The organism is Microbacterium pullorum (assembly GCF_014836535.1).
GTDB classification, from domain to species: domain Bacteria; phylum Actinomycetota; class Actinomycetes; order Actinomycetales; family Microbacteriaceae; genus Microbacterium; species Microbacterium pullorum.
In genome coordinates this window covers 1-22,365 of the sequence record NZ_JACSQP010000008.1, presented here as the reverse complement: position 1 = coordinate 22,365, position 22,365 = coordinate 1, and the positions used below count along the sequence as shown (strand labels likewise).

Below are 22,365 nucleotides of genomic sequence, written 5' to 3'. Positions count from 1 at the left end.
ATGCCCGTCACCGAAGTCACCACCGACCCCGAAGCCCTCACGATGACCCTCATCGCCGACTTCGCCGCCCCCGTCGAGCGCCTCTGGCAGGCGTTCAGCGACCCGCGCGAGCTGGAACGGTTCTGGGGCCCGCCGGGCTGGCCGGTGACCTTCACCGAGTTCGACCCCATCGCCGGTGGCCGCGCCAGGTACCACATGACCAGTCCCCGCGGCGAGAAGTCGCGCGGCTCGTGGGAGTTCCTGTCCATCGACGAGCCCGCCGGGTTCGAAGTGCTCGACGGCTTCGTCGACGAGAACGGCGACGTCGACGAGGACATGCCCCCGGCGATGCGCATGAGCTTCGCCTTCGAGCCCACCGCGACCGGCTCCCGGCTGCGCAACGTCACCCACTTCCCCTCCGCCGACTCGCTCGACGCCATGGTCGCGATGGGCGCGGTCGAGGGTTCGACGATGGCGCTGAACCAGCTCGACCGCGTGCTGCTGGGCCTGCGCGAGTACGCGCAGGGCAAGGGCACGCAGGTCGAGTTGATCGACGACACCCACGTGCGCATCACGCGGTTCATCGAGGGCTCGCGCGACCTCATCTGGCGGGCGCACCACGACTCCGACCTGATGCGTCGGTGGCTGCTCGGCCCCGACGGCTGGTCGATGACGACCTGCGATGTGGCGACGGAAGTCGGTGGCACGTACCGCTACTGGTGGGAGCAGGACGGCGTCGAAGGATCCGGCTTCGGATTCGAGGGCGAACTGCTGCTGTCCGCGCCGCCGCGCCGCGCCGTCACCACCGAGCGCATGATCGGCATGGCGGGTCCGGGCACGCTCAACGACCTGAACCTCGAGGAGGAGGACGGCGCGACCCTGCTCACCCTGCTCGTGGAGTACCCCGACGTCGAGACCCGCGACGCGATCCTCGCGACCGGCATGGCCGACGGCATGGAGACCAGCTACGCGCGGCTCGAGTCGGTGCTGGCCACCGACGGCGCCCTGCGCTGACGCCGCACAGGCGCCCGCGCGGCTGCGGCTGCGCGGGCGTCAGGCGCGGGGCAGCGCGTCTTCCAGCGCGACCCACGCGAGCATCGCGCACTTCACCCGGGCGGTGAACTTCGACACTCCCGAGAGCGCCGTGGCATCGCCGTAGACGTCCTCGTCGAGCTCCATCTTGCCGCGCGAGCGCAGCACCTCCCGGAACCCGGCGATCAGGTCGATCGCCTCCTGCCGGGTCAGCGCGTCGCCGGCGTCGATGCGGTCGTCGATGAGCGAGGCGAGCATCGATGCCGATGCCTGCGAGATCGAGCAGCCGGCGCCTTCCCACGTCACCGAGGTGAGCGTCTCGCCGTCGTCGGACACCTGTGCGCGCAGCGTGATGTCGTCGCCGCAGATCGGGTTGTGCTGGTGAGACGTGGCGGTGCGCCCGTCCTCCGAGGCGAGGCCGCGGGCGTGGGGGTGCTTGGAGTGATCGAGGATCAGCTCCTGGTACAGGGAGTCGAGGTTGCTCATGCGGGGGTTCCTTCCACGCCGAAGTACGACCGCACTCCGGCCACAGCGTCGAGAAAACGGTCGACGTCGTCGTCGGTGGTGAACACGGATGCCGAGGCGCGCACCGACGCCGTCAGGCCGAACCGGGCGTGCAGCGGCTTGGCGCAGTGGTGGCCCACCCGCACCGCGATGCCGCGGGAGTCGAGGAACTGCCCGACATCGTGCGCGTGCACACCGGCGACGTCGAAGGATGCCAGCCCGATGCGGTCGGCGGTGCCCTCGGCGGCGTCGCCGAGCACCCGCACGCCGTCGAGGTCGCGCAGGCCTGCCATGAGACGGCGGCCGATCGCGCGCTCGTGGTCGTGCACGGCGTCCATGCCCAGGGCCTCGAGGTACCGCACCGCCGCGGCCAGCGCGATCGCCTGCGACACCGGCTGGGTGCCGGCCTCGAACTTCTGCGGTGCGGGCAGGAACCCGGCTTCGTCGAGGGTGACGGTGGTGACCATCGAGCCGCCGGTGAGGAACGGGGGCAGCGCCTCGAGCACCTCAGTGCGGCCGTACAGGGCGCCGATGCCGTAGGGGCCGAGCATCTTGTGGCCCGAGAAGGCCGCGAGGTCCACCCCGAGTGCGGGCAGGTCCAATGCCAGGTGCGGCACCGACTGGCAGGCATCCATCACCGTCAGCGCGCCGACCGCCTTCGCCAGCGCGACGATCTCGGTCACCGGGTTGACGATGCCCAGCACGTTGGACACGTGGGTGAACGCGACGACCTTGGTGCGCTCGCCGATGATCTCGGCCGCGGCATGCAGGTCGAGGGTGCCGTCGTCGTGCACCGGGATGTGGCGCAGCACCGCGCCGGTGCGGGCGGCGAGTTCCTGCCACGGGATGAGGTTGGCGTGATGCTCGGCTTCGGTCACGACGATCTCGTCGCCGGCGCGCAGTGCGTAGGGGGCGGATGCCGGCAGGCCGCGGCCGTCGGTGGCGTTGCCGATCGAGTAGGCGACGAGGTTGAGGGCGGCGGTGGCGCCGCTGGTCCAGACGAGGTTCTCGGGCGCGGCACCGACGAAGCCGGCGACGGTCTCGCGGGCATCTTCGAACAGCTCGGTCGCCTCGGCGGCGAGGGTGTGGGCCCCACGGTGCACGGCGGAGTTGGCGCGGATGAGGAAGTCGATCTCGGTGTCGAGCACCACCTGCGGCTTCTGGCTGGTGGCGCCGGAGTCGAGGTAGACCAGCGACTCGCCGTTGACGGTCTGGTCGAGGATGGGGAAGTCCGCGCGCAACGCGGCGGGGTCGAAGACCCGACCGGGCTCGGATGCGATGGTGGCACTCACCCTTCCAGGCTACGCCGGTCGGGAGGCGGTGGGATCGGGGGTCGGGGGGCCGGTCGTCGCGTCGTCGGCTTCGGGCGCCAGGTGGGTCACCAGGCCGTACTCCGCCGCGTGTCCCGCGCGGTCGTCGCCGGGCATGGGTCGCGCCGCGCGGCCGTACAGCAGGCGCGACGAGTCCAGCAGCCACGGCACGAGGGTCACGGCTACCCCGTGGATGAGCATGAGGCGCTGAGCCAGGCGACGGGCTCGCCGATTGTGCAGGAACGTCTCCCACCAGTGCCCGACGATGTACTGCGGCAGGTAGATCGTCACGACCGACGAACCGTGCCGGCGGCGGTACTCGCGGATGAAAGCCGCCAGCGGGGCGGCGTACTGGCGATAGGGCGATTCGAGCACCATGAGCGGCACCGGCACATGGTGCTCCTCCCAGTCGGCCGCGAGCTGCGCCGTCTCGCGCGGGGTGACGGCCACATGCACCGCGATCGTCGTGTCGTGTTGGGCGGCCAGGGCGTAGTCGATCGCCTTCGCCGCCGGTTTGTGGAACGCTCCCACCAGCACGAGGGCCACATCGCCGCGGGACCCGAAGCGCACGCTGTCGTCGTCGATGGCGGTTTCCACCTCGACGTCGAGGTAGTACCGCCGCACACCGATCATCAGCGTCGTCAGCACGGGGATGGCCAGGAACACCAGCCACGCCCCGTGGGTGAACTTCGTCACCGTGACGATCACCAACACGACGACCGTCATCACCGCGCCGAGGGAGTTGATGACGCGTCCGCGCAGGGCGATGCGTCGTTCGAGCGTCGCCTGGCGGGGGATCAGCCGCAGTTCGCGGTTCCAATGCCGCACCATGCCGATCTGACCGAGCGAGAACGACACGAAAACCCCGATGATGTAGAGCTGGATCAGCGTCGTCAGGTCGGCTTGGAACACCAGCAGCGCCGTGATGGCGGCGATGCCGAGCAGCACCATGCCGTTGGAGTACACCAGCCGGTCACCGCGCGTGTTGAGCGACTTGGGGGCGTAACCGTCGCGGGCGAGCACCGACCCGAGCAGCGGAAAGCCGTTGAAGGCGGTGTTGGCCGCCAGCAGCAGCACGCATGCGGTGGTGGCCTGCACGACGTAGAACAGCACCGACCCCATGCCGAAGGTCGCCGCCGCGACCTGCGCGATGAGCGAGGGCTGCGGCAGTGTGCAGTCGAATCCGATCAGCTCACAGGGGTCCTCGGCGTACCGCACCCCGCTGACGAGGGCCAGGGTCGTGAGCCCGGCGAAGAGCGAGATCGCGATGAGGCCCATGATCGCCAGGGTGGTGCGAGCGTTGCGTGCCTGGGGCGGGCGGAACGCGGGTACGCCGTTGGCGATGGCCTCGACCCCCGTCAGCGCCGAGCACCCGCTGGCGAAGGCGCGCAGCAGCAGCAGCACCACCGCGACCTGGGTGAGGCCGGCCGATTCCACCCCGAACTGGGCGCTGGATGCCACGGGAGAATCCCCGACCGCCCAGCGCACCAGGCCGGTGACCACCATGACCCCCACCGAGCCGATGAAGAGGTAGGTGGGCAGGGCGAAAGCGCGCGACGCTTCGCGCACACCGCGCAGGTTCACCGCGACGAGCAGGACGACGAAACCGACGGCGAGCTCGACGCGCCAGGGGTTCAGCACCGCCAGGGCCGAGATGATGTTGTCGACGCCCGCGGCCACCGACACCGCGACGGTGAGGATGTAGTCGACCAGCAGCGCCGAGGCGACGACCACGCCCGGTATCTCGCCCAGGTTCGTGCGCGCCACCTCGTAGTCGCCGCCACCGGAGGGGTAGGCGAGGATCAGCTGCCGGTAACTGAGCACGACGACCGCCAAGAGCACCACGACCGCCAGGGCGATCCACGGGCTGAACGTCAGGAACGACAGCCCACCCAGCATCAGGATCATCAGCAGTTCCTGCGGCGCGTACGCCACCGACGACAGCGCATCGGAGGCGAAGATCGGCAGCGCCATGCGCTTGTGCAGCAGCTGCTCTTCCTGCCGGCTGGAGGTGAGCGGCTCGCCGATGAGCAGCCGCTTGACGGCGGGGGACTCCGCCGCCGGGCCGGGTTGATCTGTGGTCACGGCGAGGGACGCTACTCCTGCGCGACCGGTCGCACAATGGTCCGAAAGGGGTGTTCGCGACGGGCCGCGCCGGCGTCACTGCGCGAGGAACTCCCGCGCCGCCACGACGAGGTTCTCGACCCCGCGTTCGATGGTGGGATGCAGCACCGGAGCGAAGAACGGCGAGTGGTTCGTGGGGATGTCGGCGTCGAGCGTGCCGCGCGCAGCGGCGGCCGCGTATGCCTCCGGGTCGACTCCGCCCCAGAACCAGAACACCAGCGGAGCGCCGCCCTCGCGCGCGAACCACGACACGTCCTCGCTGCCGGTGAACATGCCCGGGTCGACCACCGCACCCTCGCCGAACGACCGCTCGAACGCCGCGACGAGGCGGGCCGTGGCATCCACGTCGTTGATCGTGGGGGGCAGGGTGTGGAGGGTGCTGATCACCGGCTGCTCCTCGGCGCCGGACGCCTCGGCCTCGGCGCGCACCACCCGCTCGACCTTGGCCATGATGCGTTCGCGCGCCGCCTCGTCGGCGTAGCGCAGGCTCAGCTCGAGCCGCGCCTCGGCGGGGATGATGTTGTTCTTCAGCCCGGCGTGGATCGCGCCGACCGTCACGACCGCCATCTCCCGCGGGTCGACCTCGCGCGAGACGATCGTCTGCAGGCGCATCACCGTGGCAGCCGCCATCACGACCGGATCGATCGTCGCGTGCGGGCGCGACCCGTGGCCGCCGCGGCCGAGCAGCGTCACGGTGAGCCCGTCGGACGCGGCCATCTGCGTCCCCGGTCGCACGCCCACGACTCCCGACGGCAGCGGCGTCACGTGCTGGCCGAGCACGATGTCGGGGCGGGGGAAGCGGTCGAGCACCCCGTCGGCGATCATCGCCTGCGCGCCGGCGCCGTACTCCTCGGCGGGCTGGAACACGGCGACGACCGTTCCCGCCCACTCCTCGCGCGTCGCCGTCAAGCGCTCCAACGCCCCCAGCAGCGCGGTGACGTGCATGTCGTGACCGCAGGCGTGCATGACGGGCACGTCCTGCCCGGACGGGTCGATGCCGTGCGCGGTGCTGGCGTACGCGAGGCCGGTGCGCTCCTGGACGGGCAGGCCATCCATGTCGGCGCGCAGCCACACCGTCGGCCCCTCGCCGTTGCGCACCACGGCGGCGACGCCGGTGCGGCCGATGCCCTCTTCGAACTCGATGCCGAGTTCGCCCAGCACGCGCGTGATGACGCCGGCGGTGCGGGTCTCCTGGAAGGAGAGCTCCGGATGCCGGTGCAGGTCGAGGTAGAGGGCTTCGAGGTCGATGCTCATGCCCGTGAGCCTAGGGCGAAGGGCGTGCGGGCGGTGCGGTGGACGCGCGCACCACCAGCTCGAACGGCAGCGGCGCGAGGGGGGCGGGTGGAGCGGCGTCGCCGAGCTCGGCCAGCACCGCCTCGGCCGCGCGCAGCCCCTGGTCGTGGGGGAACTGGTCGACGGTGGTGAGTCCGAAGAAGGCGCTCAGTTCGTGACCGTCGACCCCGACGATCGACAGATCGCCGGGCACCGAGAGGGCGAGGTCGCGCGCGGCCATGAGCGCGCCGATGGCCATCTCGTCGGAGGCGGCGAAGATCGCGGTGGGCGGCTCGTCGGAGCGCAGCAGCCGCATCGCCGCACGGTGCCCGTCCTCGATCGTGAAGTCGGCGTGCTCGTGACGGGCCGATGCCGCGGGGATGCCGGCATCGGCGAGGGCCTGCTCGAACCCGTGTCGTCGCAGCGTCGGGATGTGGTCGCCGTCGGCGTCGTGCGCCGAGGTGGTGCCGATGTGGGCGATGCGGCGGTGCCCGAGGGCGGTGAGGTGCCCGGTCGCCACGCGCGCGACGGCGACGTCGTCGACCGACAGGCTCGGCAGCCGCGGGTGCGCGGCACCCAGCGCCACCACCGGCAGCCCCAGCGCCTCGACCCGTTCGACCTCTGCGGCATCGAGCGAGATCGCGATCGCGATGACCGCATCCACGCGCTGCCGCCGCAGGAACGTCTCGAACACGGTCGCGCGCTCGGCGGCATCCTCGGTCAGCGCATAGAGCGTGATGTCGTACCCGGCGCGCTGCAGGCCCGAGGCGATGCCGGCGAGCACGGTGGAGAAGTACCAGCGGTCCACGACCGGCAGCAGCACCCCGATGTTGCGCGTGCGTCCCGAAGCGAGGCTCGACGCCGAGGACGAGACGACGTAGCCCAGCTCCGCGGCGGTGGCCAGCACCCGCGACCGGGTGCCGAGCGACACCTGGCCGCGGCCGCTGAGGGCCCGCGAGACCGTGGCCGTGGAGACCCCGGCCGCGCGGGCCACTTCGTCGATGCTCACCATGGTGTCGGGCCCCGCAGGGCTCGCGTCAGGCCGATCGCAGCCACACGGTGGTGTCGGCGGGCAGGACGCCGCCGGTCACCGGCTCGCTCGCCGCGATGACCTCGCCCGCGGGGAGCTCGACCGGCGTGGGGCCGATGTTGGAGATCACCGTGACGTCGCCGTTGCGGAAGGCCAGCACGTCGTCGCCGAAGCCGTCGATCCACTGCAGTGCGCCGGCGCCGAGCCCGTGCGCGCGGCGCGCGGCGAGCAGCGTGCGGTACAGCGACAGCGTGGATGCCGGGTCGTCGACCTGGGCGCTGCGGGCGAGGGGCGCCCACTGCGCGGGCTGCGGCAGCCACGACCGGCCGGTGGGGCTGAAGCCGTACGCGGGGGCGTCGGCCTGCCACGGGATCGGCACGCGGCAGCCGTCACGCCCGTAGCGCTCGCCGCCGGTGCGGAACCACGTCGGGTCCTGACGCGCCTCGCCGGGCAGGTCGATGACCTCGGGCAGGCCCAATTCCTCGCCCTGGTAGAGGTAGGCCGAACCGGGCAGCGCCAGCATGACCGTCGACGCGGCGCGGGCGCGCCGCAGGCCCAGCACGGGCTCCGGCTGGCCGGGGGAGTCCGGTCCGATGCCGTGGCCCTGCGGGTTCTCGGCGGTCAGTGCGAGACGCGACGCGTGGCGCACGACGTCGTGGTTCGACAGCACCCACGTGCTCGGGGCGCCCACGGCGGGGTAGGCGCGCAGCGACTCATCGATGACCTCGCGCAGCGCCGCGGCATCCCACGGGGTCTCGAGGTAGGCGAAGTTGAACGCCTGGTGCATCTCGTCGGGGCGCACCCACTGGGCGGTGATGTCCACGGTGGGCAGCCACGCCTCGGCGCACAGCGCCCGGTCGCCGTCGTACTCGGCGAGCAGCTCGTGCCAGTCGCGGTAGATCTCGTGCACACCCTCCTGGCCCCAGTAGGGCACGTCGGCGGCGTCGCCGCCCATCGAGCCCGCGTCGGGGTCGGGCGTGTAGTCGGGCAGGCCCGCGGCCTTCACGAGACCGTGGGCGACATCCACGCGGAAGCCGTCGACGCCGCGGTCCAGCCAGAAGCGCAGGATGCGACGGAACTCCTCGCGCACCTCGGGGTTGGACCAATCGAAGTCGGGCTGCGACGAGTCGAACAGGTGCAGGTACCACTGACCGGGCGTGCCGTCGGGCTCGACCACACGGGTCCAGGCCGGGCCGCCGAAGACGGACTCCCAGTTGTTCGGGGGCAGTTCGCCGTGCTCGCCCTTGCCGTCGCGGAAGATGTAGCGGGCGCGCTCGGGGCTGCCGGGGGCGGCGGCGAGAGCCTGCTGGAACCACTCGTGCTGGTCGGAGGAGTGGTTGGGGACGAGGTCCGTGATGATGCGGATGCCGCGGGAGTGGGCCGCGTCGATGAGGTCGTCGAAGTCGGCCAGGGTGCCGAAGAGCGGGTCGACGTCGCAGTAGTCGGCCACGTCGTAGCCGGCATCCTTCTGCGGCGACCGCTGGAACGGGCTCAGCCAGATCGCGTCGATGCCGAGCGCCTGCAGATCATCGATGTGCGAGGTCACACCGGGCAGGTCGCCCACGCCGTCGCCCGAGGCGTCGGCGAAGGACCGGGGGTAGATCTGGTAGATGACGGCGGTGCGCCACCATTCTGCGCCGGGGCGGGAGTTCTCGCGGGTCTCTCCGGGGAGGGCGGTCTCGGGAAGTGTCATGCCGCCATGCTAATGCAAGCGCTTGCAGTGGTCGCGGCCGTTGTCGGCTCTCCCAGGCATCGTCCGGTCGCGGCGCATAGAATCTGTCGGTGACCCCCGAAACCGCGCTCGCACACGCCGACTCGCTCATCCGCACGATCCCCGACTATCCCCAGCCGGGCGTGCTCTTCCGCGACGTCACCCCGCTGCTGGCCGACGCCACGGCGCTGCGCAGTGTGGTCGACGCGATGATCGCCCCGTTCGCCGGCCGGTTCGACGTGGTCGCCGGCATCGAGGCGCGCGGCTTCCTGCTCGCCGGGGCCATGGCGACCGCCGCCGGCGTCGGCCTCGTGCCCATCCGCAAGGCCGGCAAGCTCCCCCGCCCCGCGGCCGCCGTCTCGTACACGCTCGAGTACGGCACCGCCACGATCGAAGCCCACGACGACATCGCCGACGGCACCCGCGTGCTGCTGGTCGACGACGTGCTCGCCACCGGCGGCACCCTCGTCGCCGCGCACGAGCTCATCGGCCGGCTCGGCGGCGTCGTCGTCGGCACCGCCGTGCTCATGGAACTCGAAGGACTCGGCGGCCGCGAGGCCGTCGGCGACGTCTACTCGGTCTTCACCGCCTGAGGCCCCCGAGCCCCGCCGCTCAGGTGCGGATGACGACGTTCAGCGGTTCCTCGCCCGCCAGCATCCGCTCGGCCTGACGCCGGACGAGTCGGGCGATGCGCGGGCGCATCGCGCTGGACGCCCCGCCCACGTGCGGGGCGATCAGCACGCCGGGCGTACCCCACAGCGGGTGCCCCTCGGGCAGCGGCTCGGGGTCGACGACGTCGAGCGCCGCACGCAGCCGGCCCGATCCCGTCTCAGCCACGAGCGCGTCGGTGTCGACCAGCGAGCCGCGGCCGACGTTGACCACGAGCGCGCCGTCGGGCAGCAGCGCGAGGGTGCGCTCGTCGAGGATGCCGCGGGTCTCGGCGCCGCCGGGGAGCGTCAGCACGACGATCTCGGCGTCCGGCAGCAGGGTGTCGAGTTCGTCGATGCCGTGCACGTGCACGCCGTCCTCGTCGCGTGCGGTGCGGGCGACGACGGTGAGCTCCACCTCGAACGGCAGCAGCCGCGCCGCGGTGGCCTTGCCCACGCCGCCGTAGCCGATGAGCAGCACGCGACGATCGGCGAGGCTCTGTGCGAACTGCGGCCGCCAGCGGCCCTCGCGCGTGTCCACGGCGAAGTCGTCGAGGTGGCGCTGCGCGGCGAGGATGAGCGCGACCGCGAGTTCGGCCGTCGAGGTCTCGTGCACGCTCGCCGCGTTGGCGAAGACGAGACCCGCAGGAAGGCGGTCGGCGACCCCCTCGTACCCGATCGACTGGCCCTGCACGAGGCGCGGTGCGACCGCGGCCAGCTTGTCGAACGGCGTCGCGCCGTTCATGTAGGGCGGCACGACGATGTCGATGCGCTCACGCGGGGCGTCGTCGTCCATATCCCAGACGACCAGATCGACACCGTCGGGCAGTGGCCCCAGGTCGGCGGCGAGCTGGGCCGAGGGCACGCTGAGGACGAGATCGTGGATGCCGGAGGTCATCCTCCGACGATACCGACCCTGCCGGTGCGGCGACCCGTGGGTGGCGGGTCAGGCCGCGGCGCCCACCACGGCGCTGATCGCCGAGGTGAAGAACGACAGTCCGTCCACGCCCGAGCGCATCGCCACCGAGGTGTCAGGACCGAAGCCCGGCTCGACGGCGTGCTCGGGGTGGGGCATGAGGCCCACGACGTTGCCGCGCTCGTTCGTGATGCCGGCGATGTCGCGCAGCGACCCGTTGGGGTTCACCCCCAGGTAGCGCACCGCCACCAGGCCCTCGCCCTCGAGACGGTCGAGCTCGGACTCCGAGGCGATGTAGCCGCCGTCGGCGTTCTTCAGCGGGATGACGATCTCCTGCCCCGCGTCGTAGTCGCTGGTCCACGAGGTGGTGGCGTTCTCGACCCGCAGGCGCTGGTCGCGTCGGATGAACTGCTGGTGGGCGTTGCGGATGAGCCCGCCCGGCAGCAGGTGCGCCTCGACGAGCATCTGGAAGCCGTTGCAGATGCCGAGCACCGGCATGCCTTTGGCGGCGGCATCCTTCACTTCGGCCATGATCGGCGCGAGCGCGGCGATCGCGCCGGCGCGCAGGTAGTCGCCGTAGCTGAACCCACCGGGCAGCACGAGAGCGTCGACACCATCGAGGTCGTGCGAGCCGTGCCAGAGCGCCACGGGTTCTGCGCCGGCCAGCCGGATGGCGCGAGCGGCGTCGCCGTCGTCGAGCGAGCCGGGGAACGTGATGACCCCGACCCGAGCGGTCATTCGACGACCTCGATGCCCACGACGTCTTCGATGACGGCGTTGGAGAGGATCTCGTCGGCGATGCGGCGGGCGGTGGCGAGCACCTCGTCGGTGACGTCGCCTTCGACGGTGAGCTCGAAACGCTTGCCGATGCGCACGGCGGTGAAGTCGGCGACCCCGAGGCGGTCGAGTGCGCCCGAGACGGCCTTCCCCTGCGGATCCAGCAGCTCGGCCTTGGGCATGACGTCGACGACGATGGTGGGCATGTGGGGGCTCCGGATGTCGCGGGAAAGGTGCCCGGCCAGTCTACGGGGAGCCCGTGGCGCGGCACGCCCGCCGGGGCGGGTCGACGGCGTTACGCAAGCGTGACCCGATCGGTGGGAGCGCTCCCTTGACTCGGTGGGAGCGATCCCATAACTTGTGGTCTATCGGTGAGAGCGCTCCCACGTCGGGTGCGCGGGCCGACGCACCAGCCATACCCACACCACAAAGGAGTGACACGTGAAAACACGCGCACTGCGGCGCACCGCCCTGCTGGCGGCCGTCGCGACCACCTCCGCGCTCGTGCTCGCCGGCTGTACCGCCGGCGACGGCGACGCCGGGGGCAACGCCGATGGAGATGCGAGCGGCGGGGCCACCCTGACCCTCGCGACCTTCAACGACATGGGCTACTCGGACGAACTCCTCGCGGAGTTCACCGAAGAGACCGGCATCGAAGTCGTCCACAACAAGGCGGCCACGTCCAACGACGCCCGCGCGAACTTCTTCCAGAAGCTCGGCAAGGGCGGACTCGGCGACGTCGAAGCCGTCGAGGTGGACTGGTTCACCGAGATGATGCAGTACTCCGACCTCGTCGTTCCCGTGCCCGACGACCTCAAGGGCCGCTGGCTCGACTGGAAGGAAGCGGCGGCGACCGATGCCGCCGGCAACCTGGTCGCGTACGGCACCGACGCCGGCCCGCAGGCGGTCTGCTACCGCCAGGACCTCTTCGAGGCGGCGGGCCTGCCCACCGACCGCGAGGCCGTCGCCGAGCTCTTCCCGACGTGGGACGCCTTCTTCCAGGTGGGTGCGGACTACGTCGCCAAGACCGGCACGCCGTTCATCGATTCGGCCAACTCGGTCCTCCAGGGCCTGGTGAACCAGCTCGAGTTCGCCTACGAGGAGCCGGACGGCACGATCATCGCCGCCGACAACCCCGAGATCCGCGCGGCCTACGACACCGTCATCGACCAGGCCGTGCCGATCGCGGCCTACCCCGGTCAGTGGAGCGAAGACTGGTACGCGTCGATGGCGGGTGGCGAGTTCGCCGCCATGCTGTGCCCGCCGTGGATGCAGGGAATCATCGCCGGTGAGGCTCCTGACGTCACCGGCTGGGATGTTGCCAACGCGTTCCCCGAGGGTGGCGGCAACTGGGGTGGCTCGTACCTCGTCGTCCCCGCTGACGGCGACAACATCGAAGCTGCCCAGCAGCTCGCCGACTGGCTGACGTCCCCCGAGACCCAGATCAAGGCCTTCGTCAACGCCGGCACCCTCCCGAGCCAGGTCGACGCGCAGGACAGCCCTGACCTGACCGGCTTCGTCAATGAGTACTTCAACGACGCCCCGACGGGTCAGATCGGCATCGACCGCGCCAACGCGATCACGGTGTCGACCTACAAGGGTCAGGACTACTTCAAGTACCACGACGCGCTCCAGAACGCGATCACCCGCGTCTTCGACGGACTGGACGACAAAGAGACCGCGTGGCAGACGTGGCTGACCGAGATCAGCGGTTTCTGACGCACAGTCTCGACCACTGACTCACGGGGTGCGGGCCGCCCGCGCGACCCGCACCCCGTGACCGTCGACAACGAAAGGCGATCGTGACCGCTACCGACACCCGCCCGGCGACGACCGCCGAGGCATTCGATCAGCCGCCGCGGCCGCCGCGCGTGATCTCGTTCTCGCAACGGCTGAGCAAGTGGGACCTCAAGGTCTCGCCGTACCTCTACATCTCGCCGTTCTTCATCATGTTCGCGATCGTGGGTCTGTTCCCCATCGCCTACACCGCCGTCATCTCGTTCATGGATTGGGACCTCGTCCGCAACTCCGGCGAGTTCGTCGGTTTCGACCAGTACATCTGGATCCTGTCGCAGCCCCATTTCTGGACGGCGCTGCGCAACACCTTCAGCATCTTCGTGCTCTCCAGCGTCCCGCAGCTGATCCTCGCGATCTTCATCGCCGCGGTGCTCGACCGCAACATCCGCGCCAAGACGTTCTGGCGCATGGGCGTGCTCGTGCCCTATGTCGTGGCCCCCGTCGCCGTCGGCCTCATCTTCAACGCGATGTTCGCCGACAGGTCCGGCCTCATCAACAGCTGGCTCGAGCTCATCGGCATCTCCGCCATCCCGTGGCACGTCGAACCGTTCTGGAGCCACGTCGCCATCGCCACGATGGTCAACTACCGCTGGGTCGGCTACAACGCCCTCATCCTGCTGGCGGCCATGCAGGCCGTGAACCGCGACTACTACGAGGCCGCCACCGTCGACGGTGCCGGCCCGCTGCGCCAGTTCTTCAGCATCACGATGCCGTCGCTCAAGCCCACCCTGATCTTCGTCATCATCACCTCCACCATCGGCGGACTGCAGATCTTCGACGAACCGCGCGTGTTCGACCAGTACGGTCGCGGTGGTGCGGGTCAGCAGTGGCTCACCATCACGCTCTACCTGTACGACATCGGCTGGGGGCAGTGGAACTTCGGCCGCGCCGCGGCGATGGCCTGGATCCTGTTCATCATCATCCTCGGCATCGGGTTGATCAACCTCCTCCTCACCCGCACCTTCGTGCGTGACGAGGGGTTGCGCACCGAACTCAGCAAACGCCAGCAGAAACAGGCCGCCCGCACCGCCAAGAAGCAGGTCAAGGAGTCCCAGCGATGAGCATCGGCACCCCTCCGCCCCTCGCGATCGCCGAGTCCGGCATCGCGAACGCCCGCGCACGCCGCCGCGGCGCCAAGGCGATCCGCATCCGCGGTACCCGCCCCGGATTCTGGGCCTACGCGACCCTCGGCGTCGTCTTCCTCTCGGCGGTCTTCCCGCTGTACTGGTCGTTCATCATCGGCTCCGGCGATGCCACGACGCTGCGCGGGGACTTCCCGTGGGTCCCGGGCGGCAACTTCATCGACAACGCCCTGTCGGTCGTGACCAACCCGGCGGTGAACTTCTGGCCGGCGCTGTGGAACTCGATCTACAGCTCGTTCATCATCGCCTCGGCTGTGGTCATCACCTCGACCCTCGCCGGCTGGGCGTTCGCCAAACTGCGCTTCCTCGGTGGGCCGGCGCTGCTGGTGTTCGTCGTGGCCACGATGGCCGTGCCGCAGCAGCTGGGGGTGGTGCCGCTGTACATCCTGTTCGCCGACCTCGGCTGGACGGGCGAGATCGGTGCGATCATCATCCCGGCCCTCACGAGCGCCTTCGGGGTGTTCTGGATGACGCAGTACCTGCAGCAGGCCGTGCCTGATGAGCTCATCGAAGCCGCCCGTGTCGACGGCGCGTCGATGATCCGCACCTTCTGGACCGTCGGCGTCACCGCCGCCCGCCCCGCCGCTGCCATGTTGTTCCTCTTCACCTTCGTGGGCGCATGGAACAATTTCTTCTGGCCCTTCATCGTGCTCGATCGGCAGAACCCCACGCTGCCGGTGGCGTTGTCGCTGTTGCAGTCGAACTACTTCGTCGACTACTCCATCGTGCTCGCCGGGGTCGTGCTCGCCACGATTCCGCTCCTGCTGCTGTTCATCTTCGCGGGCAAGCAGCTGGTCAGCGGCATCATGGCCGGCGCAGTCAAGGGTTGACGATCATGAGCACCATCACACGAGAGGAGTCCGTCCGCATGTCGGCACGTACCCGCCCCTTCCCCACCGACTTCCTCTTCGGGGCCGCCACCGCGGCCTACCAGATCGAGGGGGCCGCCCACGAGGACGGCCGCACGGATTCGATCTGGGATGCCTTCGCCCGCGTTCCCGGGGCGGTCATCAACGCCGACAACGGTGACGTGGCCTGCGACCACTACCACCGCTACGGCGATGATGTGGCGCTGATGAAGCGCATGGGGCTGCAGACCTATCGGTTCTCCACCTCGTGGTCGCGCGTGCGGCCCGACGGCGGAGCGCTCAACCCGAAGGGCGTGGACTTCTACAAGCGGCTGACCGACGAGCTGCTCGATGCCGGCATCATGCCGTGGCTGACCCTCTACCACTGGGATCTGCCGCAGGCGCTGCAGGAGAAGGGTGGCTGGACCAACCGCGATACCGCGGACCTGTTCACCGAGTACGCCCTGGACATGCACGAGGCGCTGGGCGACCGCGTGCAGGCCTGGACGACGCTCAACGAGCCGTGGTGCTCGTCGTTCCTCAGCTACACCGCCGGCATCCACGCCCCCGGGCACGAGAGCGTGCGCGAGGGTGTGCTGGCCGCACACCACCTGCTGCTCGCACACGGCCAGGCCGTGCGGGAGCTGCGGGCGCGCGATTCGGGCCTGCAGCTGGGGATCACCCTCAACCTGACGGTGGCAGACCCGGTGGATCCGACGGACCCCGCCGACCTCGACGCCGCCCGTCGCATCGACGGCCAGTTCAACCGGTGGTTCCTCGACCCGATCTTCCGCGCGGCCTACCCCGCCGACATCGTCGAGGACATCCGCGCGGTGGATGCCGAGGCGATCGCGGCGTTCGAGCAGGCGGTGCACCCCGGCGACCTCGAAGCCATCGCGACGCCTCTCGACGCCCTCGGCGTGAATTACTACCACGGCGAGTTCGTCGGCGGCAGCGCGCCCGCGGTGCCCGTCACCGGTGGCGACGCCCCGACCGACCGGCCCGCTTCGTCGCCGTTCCCGTCGCACGATCGCATCCACTGGCACGACCGAGGCCTCCCGCGCACCACCATGCACTGGGAGGTGCAGCCCGAGGGCCTCACCCGCCTGCTCGTGCGTGTGCAGGAGGACTACACCGGCGCGAAGCAGGTGCCGCTGTACGTCACCGAGAACGGCGCCGCCTACGACGACGTCGCCGTGGTCGAGGACGGCGAGGTGCGCGTGCACGACGCCGACCGCGCCGAGTTCGTGCGGGTGCACCTGGGGGCGATCCTCGACGCGCAGGATGCCGGTGTCGACGTGCGCGGCTACTTCTACTGGTCCCTGCTGGACAACTTCGAGTGGGCGTGGGGATACGAGAAGCGCTTCGGCATCGTGCACGTCGACTACGACACCCAGCAGCGGTCGGTCAAGGACAGCGGTCGCGAGTACAGTCGGATCATCGCCGAGCGGGCGCTGGACGTCCCGCCTGCCGGATAGTCACGATGTCACCGGAGGGCGCATGAGCATCGACGAACTGCGCGGTGCGGTGACGATCGAAGAGGTCGCCGCCGCCGCCGGCGTGTCACGTTCGACGGTGTCGCGCGTCGTCAACGGGTCGACCGCCGTCAGCCCCACCGCGCTGGAGGCGGTCAACCGCGCGATCACCGAACTGAACTACGTCCCCAACCGGGCGGCCCGGTCGCTGGCGAGCAGGCAGACGCTCGCGATCGCGCTGGTGGTGCCCGAGGACACGACGAGATTCTTCGGCGACCCGTTCTTCGCGGCGGTCGTGTCGGGCATCAACGCGCGCATCAGTCGGTCGGACTACGTGCTGAACCTGATCCTCGCCAACGACGATCCGCGCGACAAGACCACGAGCTACGTGCGCAGCGGCGCCGTCGACGGGGCGGTCATCGTCTCGCACCACACCAGCGACACGTTCATCGACCGCATCGCAGCCAGCGTGCCGGTCGTCTACGGCGGTCGGCCGGTGCGCGAGCGCGAGAACGACTACTACGTCGACGTCGACAACGTCGAGGGCGGTCGCGTCGCGACCCAGCACCTCATCGAGCGCGGGCGCCGGCGCATCGCGTCGATCACGGGGCCCGTCACCATGCCCGCGGGCGTGGACCGTCTGCAGGGGTACCGCGATGCGCTCGCCGCGGCGGGCCTCGAAGAGGTCGCGGTCGAGGACGGCAACTTCACGGCCGAGGGCGGCGCGCGGGCGCTGGAGCGCATGCTCGAGGCGGGCGTGGAGTTCGACGGTCTGTTCGTCGCCAGCGACCTCATGGCCCGGGGAGCGCTCGCGACCCTCGCGCGGGCCGGCATCCGGGTGCCGCAGGACGTCGGGATCGTCGGTTTCGACGACTCTCCCGTCGCGACGGCGGTGACCCCCGCGCTCACGACGGTGCGCCAGCCCTCGCACGAACAGGGCGAGCACATGGCCTCGATCCTGCTGGAGCTGCTGCGTGGCGGTCGTCCGCAGCACGTGACGATGCTCGCCACCGAGCTGATCGTCCGCGACTCCGCCTGACCCCCCGCCGCCGCCGCGCCGCGTCGCGTCACCGCCTTCCCCGCGCTGAAACGAATACCAGTGGCCGAGACCGTGGGTGATACCCAGGTTCTCGGCCACCGGTATTCGTCTCATGGTGGAGACGGCGCGCGGCGGGGCGGGGTCAGTCCTGCGGGTCGCCGCCGAGCTGGCCGACCGCGGGGATCGGGCCGCCGTCGTCGGCCCCGGTGCGACGCCAGCGGGCGATGGCGTTGCCGGCGTGGTAGATCACGAGCGCCGCCACCGTGCCGAGCACGATCGCACCGAACTGCAGCGAGCCCCAGTCCATCGTGAAGCCGGCGATCGCGATGATGAACGACACCGCCACGGTGTACTGGTTCACCGGGCGCGAGAAGTCCACGCGGTTGTCGACCCAGATCTTGATGCCGATGACGCCGATGAGGCCGTACAGGGCCGTCGTCACGCCACCCAGCACGCCGGCCGGGATCGTGTTGAACAGCGCGCCGATCTTGGGCGAGAAGGCCAGCAGCATCGCCACGATGCCGGCGACCCAGTAGGCCGCCGTCGAGTACACGCGCGTGGCGGCCATGACGCCGATGTTCTCGCCGTAGGTCGTCGTCGCCGAGCCGCCGAAGCCGCCGGCGAGCATCGTCGCGGCACCGTCGGCGATGAGCGCGCGGCCGGTGTGCTTGTTGATGGAGGGGTCCTCGGTCATGGTGGCGACGCCGCGCACATGCCCGACGTTCTCCGCGATGAGCACGAGCACCACGGGCAGGAACATCGGCACGAGCGCCCACGCGGCGGGGTCGGTGAGACCGGCGAGGTGGAACTCGGGCAGTCCGATCCACGCGGCCTCGTTCACCGTCGTGAAGTCGATCTGTCCGGTGAAGACGGCCACGAGGTAGCCGACGATGACGCCCAGGAAGATCGAGATGCGACCGAGGAACCCGCGGAACAGCACGCTGAACAGCACGACCGCGACGAGGGTGACGGTGGCGAGTTCCGGCTGCAGTTGGAAGTTGTTCCACGCCGCCGGGGCGAGGTTGAAGCCGATCAGCGCGACGATCGCACCGGCGACGACCGGCGGCATGAGCTTCTCGATCCAGCCGGTGCCCACCGCCTGAACGATGAAGCCGACCGCGGCAAGCAGCGCGCCGGCGACGAACACACCGACCAGCGCCTGGGTGAGCTGGGTGGCGGTCGTCAGCGGGCCGCCGGCGTTGAGCGCGGTGATCGGTGCGATGAACGCGAACGACGATCCCAGGTAGCTGGGGAGGCGGTTCTTGGTGATGAGCAGGAACAGCAGGGTGCCGAGTCCCGAGAACAGCAGGGTCGTCGACACCGGGAAGCCGGTGAGGATCGGAACCAGGAACGTCGCACCGAACATCGCGACGACGTGCTGCGCGCCGATGGCGATGGTGGCGCCCCAGCTCAGACGTTCCTCGGGTTTGACGACGGCTCCGCGTTCGACATGACGGCCGTCACCGTGCAGGCGCCAGATGGCCATAGGACTCCTCGGGTAGGAAGTACAGGGGAAGTATCTGGACTCAGATTATCTGTGAGGAGTCTGAGAGGAACCGCCGGGTGCGGTCAACGTTCGGTGAGTCGCTGCAGCAGCTCCCGGTAGCGGTCGGCCGTGCGCTCGACGATGTCGGCGGGAAGCGGCGGCGGCGTGCCCCGCTTGTCCCAGTTCGCCGCCAGCCAGTCGCGCACGATCTGCTTGTCGAACGACGCCATCCGCGCGGCGGGGGTCGTGCCGGTCTGCCAGGCCGCGGCATCCCAATAGCGCGAGGAGTCGCTCGTGAGCACTTCGTCGGCGAGGGTGAGTTCGCCCCCATCGTCGAGTCCGAACTCGAACTTCGTGTCGGCGAGGATCAGTCCGTGGCGCTCGGCGGTCGCCGTGGCGCGCGTGTAGATCTCCAGCGAGGTGTCGCGCAGTTCGTGCGCACGCTCCGCCCCGACGAGGTCGATGGTCTGCGCGAACGAGATGTTCTCGTCGTGCTCGCCCATCGGTGCCTTGTACGCGGGGGTGAAGAGCGGCTCGGGCAGCCGGTCGCCGTCGCCGAGGCCGGCCGGCAGAGGGATGCCGCACACCGTGCCGGAGGCCTGGTACTCGGCCCACCCCGACCCGGTCAGGTAGCCGCGCACCACGCACTCGACGGGGAGCATCTCGAGCGAGCGCACCACCATCGCCCGTCCCGCCACGGCCTCCGGGACGAGCGGGTGTGGTTCGTCGTCGTCGCCCAGCACGACGTTCGCGGCGAGGTGGTTCGGGATGCCGCGCCCGCCGTCGCCGCCGGCAAGCTGGTCGAACCACCACAGACTCAGCGTCGTGAGCAGCACGCCCTTGCCCGGGATGCCGGGCTCCAGTACGAAGTCGAACGCGCTGACGCGGTCGCTGGCGACAACGAGCATGCGGTCGGCCACCGCCTCGTCGCTCGTTGCGGCGTCCGGTACGTAGAGGTCACGCACCTTGCCGGAATAGACATGTCGCCAGCCGGGCAGCTCGGGGGAGGTCACGTGCCCATTATCGACGGTGCCGGCGGGGCCCCGCCCCGGCGGCCCTCGTGGGTGCGCGCCGGGCGTAGAGTGCGCCGTGGACCGACGACGACGATGGCCGCGCGATGTGGAAGGGCGAACCCGTGACCGAACCCGACACCCGCGCGCGGCGCGCAGCCCCGGCGCAGCGCCCCGCGGCATCCACCCGCGAACGCGGACCGTGGCCGGCCCTCTGGGCGCTGGTCATCGGGTTCTTCATGATCCTGGTGGACACCACGATCGTCTCGGTCGCCAACCCCGCGATCAAAGCGGCGCTCGACCCCGCCACGGGCAACCTCGACAATGTCGTGTGGGTCACGAGCGCCTACCTGCTCGCGTACGCGGTGCCGCTGCTGCTGACCGGCCGCCTGGGCGACAGGTTCGGACCGAAGAACATCTACCTGATCGGTCTGGCGGTGTTCACCCTCGCCTCACTCGGGTGCGGGCTCTCACCCACGCTCGGTGCCCTCATCGCCTTCCGCGCGGTGCAGGGGTTGGGTGCCGCGCTCATGACGCCGCAGACGATGGCGGTGATCACGCGCACGTTCCCCGCCGACCGTCGGGGCGCCGCGATGGGGCTGTGGGGCGCGACCTCCGGCGTCGCGATGCTCGTCGGCCCTCTCGCGGGCGGGCTGCTCGTGGATGCGTGGGGATGGGAATGGATCTTCTTCGTCAACCTCCCGGTCGGCGTCATCGGGTTCGTGCTGGCGTGGATGCTGGTGCCCACGCTCGAGACGCACCCGCACCGGTTCGACATGGTGGGCGTCTTCCTCAGCGCCGCAGCGCTTTTCCTCATCGTGTTCGCGCTGCAGGAGGCGGAGCACTACGACTGGGGCGTCATCTGGGGGCCGGTGACGGTGTGGATGCTGCTCGTCGCGGGCATCGCCGTGCTCGGGCTGTTCATCTGGCAGCAGGCGCGCACGCGCAGTGAGCCGCTCGTGCCGATGGACCTCTTCCGCGACCGCAACTTCGCGATCGCGGGCATCGGCATCACCACTGTCGGCTTCATGGCGGCGAGCATGTCGCTGCCGTTCATGTTCTTCCTGCAGCTCGCCCGCGGACTCACCCCCACCCAGGCGGCCCTGGTGCTCGTGCCGATGGCGCTCGCCGCCGGCATCCTGTCCCCCTTGGCCGGGCGGCTGCTCGATCGCACCGACCCGCGGCGGCTGCTCGTACCCGGGATGATCGCGGTCTCGGCGGCGCTCGTCTGGTACGCGGCGCTCATGAACCTCGACACCCCCATCTGGATGTTCCTGCTGCCCTCTGCTCTCATGGGCGCCGGGCAGGCCGGACTGTGGGGGCCGTTGGCGACGACGGCCACGCGCAATCTCGCGCCGCGACGGGCCGGCGCCGGCTCCGGCGTGTACAACACGATGCGCACGATCGGCTCGGTCCTCGGTTCGGCCGCGATAGCCGCCGTCATGCAGGGGCGCCTCGAGGCGAACGTCCCGGGAATGGTCGCCGGCGACGGCGGCGGCGGGGCGGTGCCGGCCGAGGTGGCAGCAGGGTTCGCCGCGGCCATGGCCCAGGCGACGCTGCTCCCGGCCGGGGTGATCCTGCTCGGCATCGTCGCGGTGGTGTTCCTCCGCCCCACCGTGCCGGCCCCGCGCTGAGCGCGCGGGTGCCCGGGTCGCCCGGGTCGCGGGCTGCCGCGTGCACAACGTCGCCAATCCGGCGACCCCACACCTGGCACCAGCTGCACAACGTCGCCATTCCGAAGCTGGACCGCCGTGTGGATGCGGGGGGAACTGTCCAGGGGACTGGATTGGCGACGTTGTGCGTGGTCGCCCGTGCCGGGGTGATGCGGATTGGCGACGTTGTGCGCTGGCGGGGTGCGGGGGAGGTGGTGCGCAGGGGAGGAGTGGGCGCGCCGGGAGGGGCGTGGACCCGCGTGATCACGGGGGACAGGGGCGCGACACGCCCGGGAGGTGGGCCCGATTTGCCGGGTGCCCGGGATCCACGTATTCTTTTTCTTGTTGGCCCCACAGGGACAGCGGAGAGGCTGAGACGCCCCGCTCCCCTCAAGTAGCCGACAACCCCCCACCTCTTACACACACCCTCCGGGGCGTGCTACGATGGGGAGTCCGGTTCACAGAACCAGGTCAGGGACCACTGCCCGACGTCATGTCGAGCGAAGCGCCGATCTGGTGGACACCGGACAATTGATTAGTTGCCCTGCGGGCGAGGCTGAGAGGCTGAGTAGCAGGAGCATCCGATCCTTGAGAACTCAACAGCGTGCACTTGT

Annotated in this window: 19 protein-coding genes; 8 read left to right on the top strand and 11 right to left on the bottom strand. The window is 70.3% G+C overall.

Translation table 11 applies throughout. The features are described 5' to 3' along the window. Positions 1 to 993 (top strand): SRPBCC family protein, encoded by a 993-nt coding sequence (locus tag H9651_RS12225; RefSeq protein WP_191719609.1) that lies wholly within the window; start codon positions 1 to 3, stop codon positions 991 to 993. Positions 994 to 1,032: 39 nt separating this feature from the next. Here H9651_RS12225 and sufU read toward each other — a convergent pair whose 3' ends face one another. The 6 genes from sufU to H9651_RS12195 form a co-directional block, all read right to left on the bottom strand. Then, positions 1,033 to 1,497 (bottom strand): Fe-S cluster assembly sulfur transfer protein SufU, encoded by a 465-nt coding sequence (sufU, locus tag H9651_RS12220; protein ID WP_191719608.1) that lies wholly within the window; start codon positions 1,495 to 1,497, stop codon positions 1,033 to 1,035. Further along, positions 1,494 to 2,807 carry an aminotransferase class V-fold PLP-dependent enzyme gene (locus H9651_RS12215; protein ID WP_318244867.1) on the bottom strand — a complete coding sequence of 438 codons (1,314 nt, stop codon included), beginning with the start codon at positions 2,805 to 2,807 and terminating at the stop codon, positions 1,494 to 1,496. The genes sufU and H9651_RS12215 overlap by 4 nt, the downstream gene beginning before the upstream one ends. A 9-nt stretch (positions 2,808 to 2,816) precedes the next feature. Continuing rightward, positions 2,817 to 4,910 carry an APC family permease gene (locus tag H9651_RS12210; protein WP_404803018.1) on the bottom strand — a complete coding sequence of 698 codons (2,094 nt, stop codon included), beginning with the start codon at positions 4,908 to 4,910 and terminating at the stop codon, positions 2,817 to 2,819. A 75-nt stretch (positions 4,911 to 4,985) separates the two neighbouring features. Next, positions 4,986 to 6,203, bottom strand: coding sequence for an amidohydrolase (locus H9651_RS12205; protein ID WP_191719607.1), 1,218 nt, complete (start codon positions 6,201 to 6,203; stop codon positions 4,986 to 4,988). Positions 6,204 to 6,213: 10 nt separating this feature from the next. Beyond that, a complete protein-coding gene (locus H9651_RS12200) occupies positions 6,214 to 7,233 on the bottom strand; it encodes a LacI family DNA-binding transcriptional regulator (RefSeq protein ID WP_191719606.1) in 1,020 nt (339 codons plus the stop codon). 25 nt (positions 7,234 to 7,258) lie between these two features. Continuing rightward, the gene (locus tag H9651_RS12195; protein ID WP_191719605.1) at positions 7,259 to 8,944 is read right to left on the bottom strand and encodes a glycoside hydrolase family 13 protein; all 1,686 of its coding nucleotides are present in this window, start codon (positions 8,942 to 8,944) and stop codon (positions 7,259 to 7,261) included. 89 nt (positions 8,945 to 9,033) lie between these two features. Here H9651_RS12195 and H9651_RS12190 point away from each other — a divergent pair, with 89 nt between their 5' ends. Next, on the top strand, positions 9,034 to 9,555 hold the full coding sequence (locus tag H9651_RS12190; protein ID WP_191719604.1) for an adenine phosphoribosyltransferase: 522 nt from the start codon (positions 9,034 to 9,036) through the stop codon (positions 9,553 to 9,555). 19 nt (positions 9,556 to 9,574) lie between these two features. On the opposite strand, the gene H9651_RS12185 is transcribed toward H9651_RS12190, so the two are convergent. Genes H9651_RS12185 through purS form a run of 3 tightly spaced genes read right to left on the bottom strand, consistent with a single transcriptional unit; the run spans position 9,575 to position 11,508 of the window. Further along, entirely contained in the window at positions 9,575 to 10,507 is a 933-nt protein-coding gene (locus H9651_RS12185) for a 2-hydroxyacid dehydrogenase (protein ID WP_191719603.1), read from the bottom strand. A 48-nt stretch (positions 10,508 to 10,555) separates the two neighbouring features. Beyond that, complete coding sequence (gene purQ, locus H9651_RS12180; protein WP_191719602.1) at positions 10,556 to 11,263, bottom strand: phosphoribosylformylglycinamidine synthase subunit PurQ; 708 nt, start codon at positions 11,261 to 11,263, stop codon at positions 10,556 to 10,558. Beyond that, entirely contained in the window at positions 11,260 to 11,508 is a 249-nt protein-coding gene (gene purS, locus H9651_RS12175; RefSeq protein ID WP_191719601.1) for a phosphoribosylformylglycinamidine synthase subunit PurS, read from the bottom strand. The genes purQ and purS overlap by 4 nt, the downstream gene beginning before the upstream one ends. Before the next feature lie 235 nt (positions 11,509 to 11,743). Here purS and H9651_RS12170 point away from each other — a divergent pair, with 235 nt between their 5' ends. From H9651_RS12170 to H9651_RS12150, 5 genes are all read left to right on the top strand, one after another. Further along, a complete protein-coding gene (locus H9651_RS12170; RefSeq protein ID WP_191719600.1) occupies positions 11,744 to 13,021 on the top strand; it encodes an ABC transporter substrate-binding protein in 1,278 nt (425 codons plus the stop codon). An 83-nt stretch (positions 13,022 to 13,104) separates the two neighbouring features. After that, positions 13,105 to 14,160: a carbohydrate ABC transporter permease gene (locus tag H9651_RS12165; protein WP_191719599.1), complete on the top strand. Its 1,056-nt coding sequence runs from the start codon at positions 13,105 to 13,107 to the stop codon at positions 14,158 to 14,160. Continuing rightward, positions 14,157 to 15,071 (top strand): carbohydrate ABC transporter permease, encoded by a 915-nt coding sequence (locus H9651_RS12160; RefSeq protein ID WP_191719598.1) that lies wholly within the window; start codon positions 14,157 to 14,159, stop codon positions 15,069 to 15,071. Before H9651_RS12165 ends, H9651_RS12160 begins: the two co-directional genes overlap by 4 nt. A 5-nt stretch (positions 15,072 to 15,076) precedes the next feature. Then, complete coding sequence (locus H9651_RS12155) at positions 15,077 to 16,567, top strand: GH1 family beta-glucosidase (protein ID WP_225216724.1); 1,491 nt, start codon at positions 15,077 to 15,079, stop codon at positions 16,565 to 16,567. 22 nt (positions 16,568 to 16,589) lie between these two features. Further along, positions 16,590 to 17,603, top strand: a complete 1,014-nt coding sequence (locus H9651_RS12150; protein WP_191719597.1) for a LacI family DNA-binding transcriptional regulator — start codon at positions 16,590 to 16,592, stop codon at positions 17,601 to 17,603. A gap of 142 nt (positions 17,604 to 17,745) precedes the next feature. On the opposite strand, the gene H9651_RS12145 is transcribed toward H9651_RS12150, so the two are convergent. Together H9651_RS12145 and H9651_RS12140 are read right to left on the bottom strand one after the other, a co-directional pair. Beyond that, positions 17,746 to 19,089 carry a uracil-xanthine permease family protein gene (locus H9651_RS12145; protein WP_191719596.1) on the bottom strand — a complete coding sequence of 448 codons (1,344 nt, stop codon included), beginning with the start codon at positions 19,087 to 19,089 and terminating at the stop codon, positions 17,746 to 17,748. Positions 19,090 to 19,172: 83 nt separating this feature from the next. Next, entirely contained in the window at positions 19,173 to 20,102 is a 930-nt protein-coding gene (locus H9651_RS12140; RefSeq protein WP_318244866.1) for a phosphoribosylaminoimidazolesuccinocarboxamide synthase, read from the bottom strand. Between the two features lie 122 nt (positions 20,103 to 20,224). On the opposite strand from H9651_RS12140, the gene H9651_RS12135 reads away from it, so the two are divergent. Continuing rightward, on the top strand, positions 20,225 to 21,733 hold the full coding sequence (locus H9651_RS12135) for a DHA2 family efflux MFS transporter permease subunit (RefSeq protein WP_404803017.1): 1,509 nt from the start codon (positions 20,225 to 20,227) through the stop codon (positions 21,731 to 21,733). Positions 21,734 to 22,365: the final 632 nt, after the last annotated feature.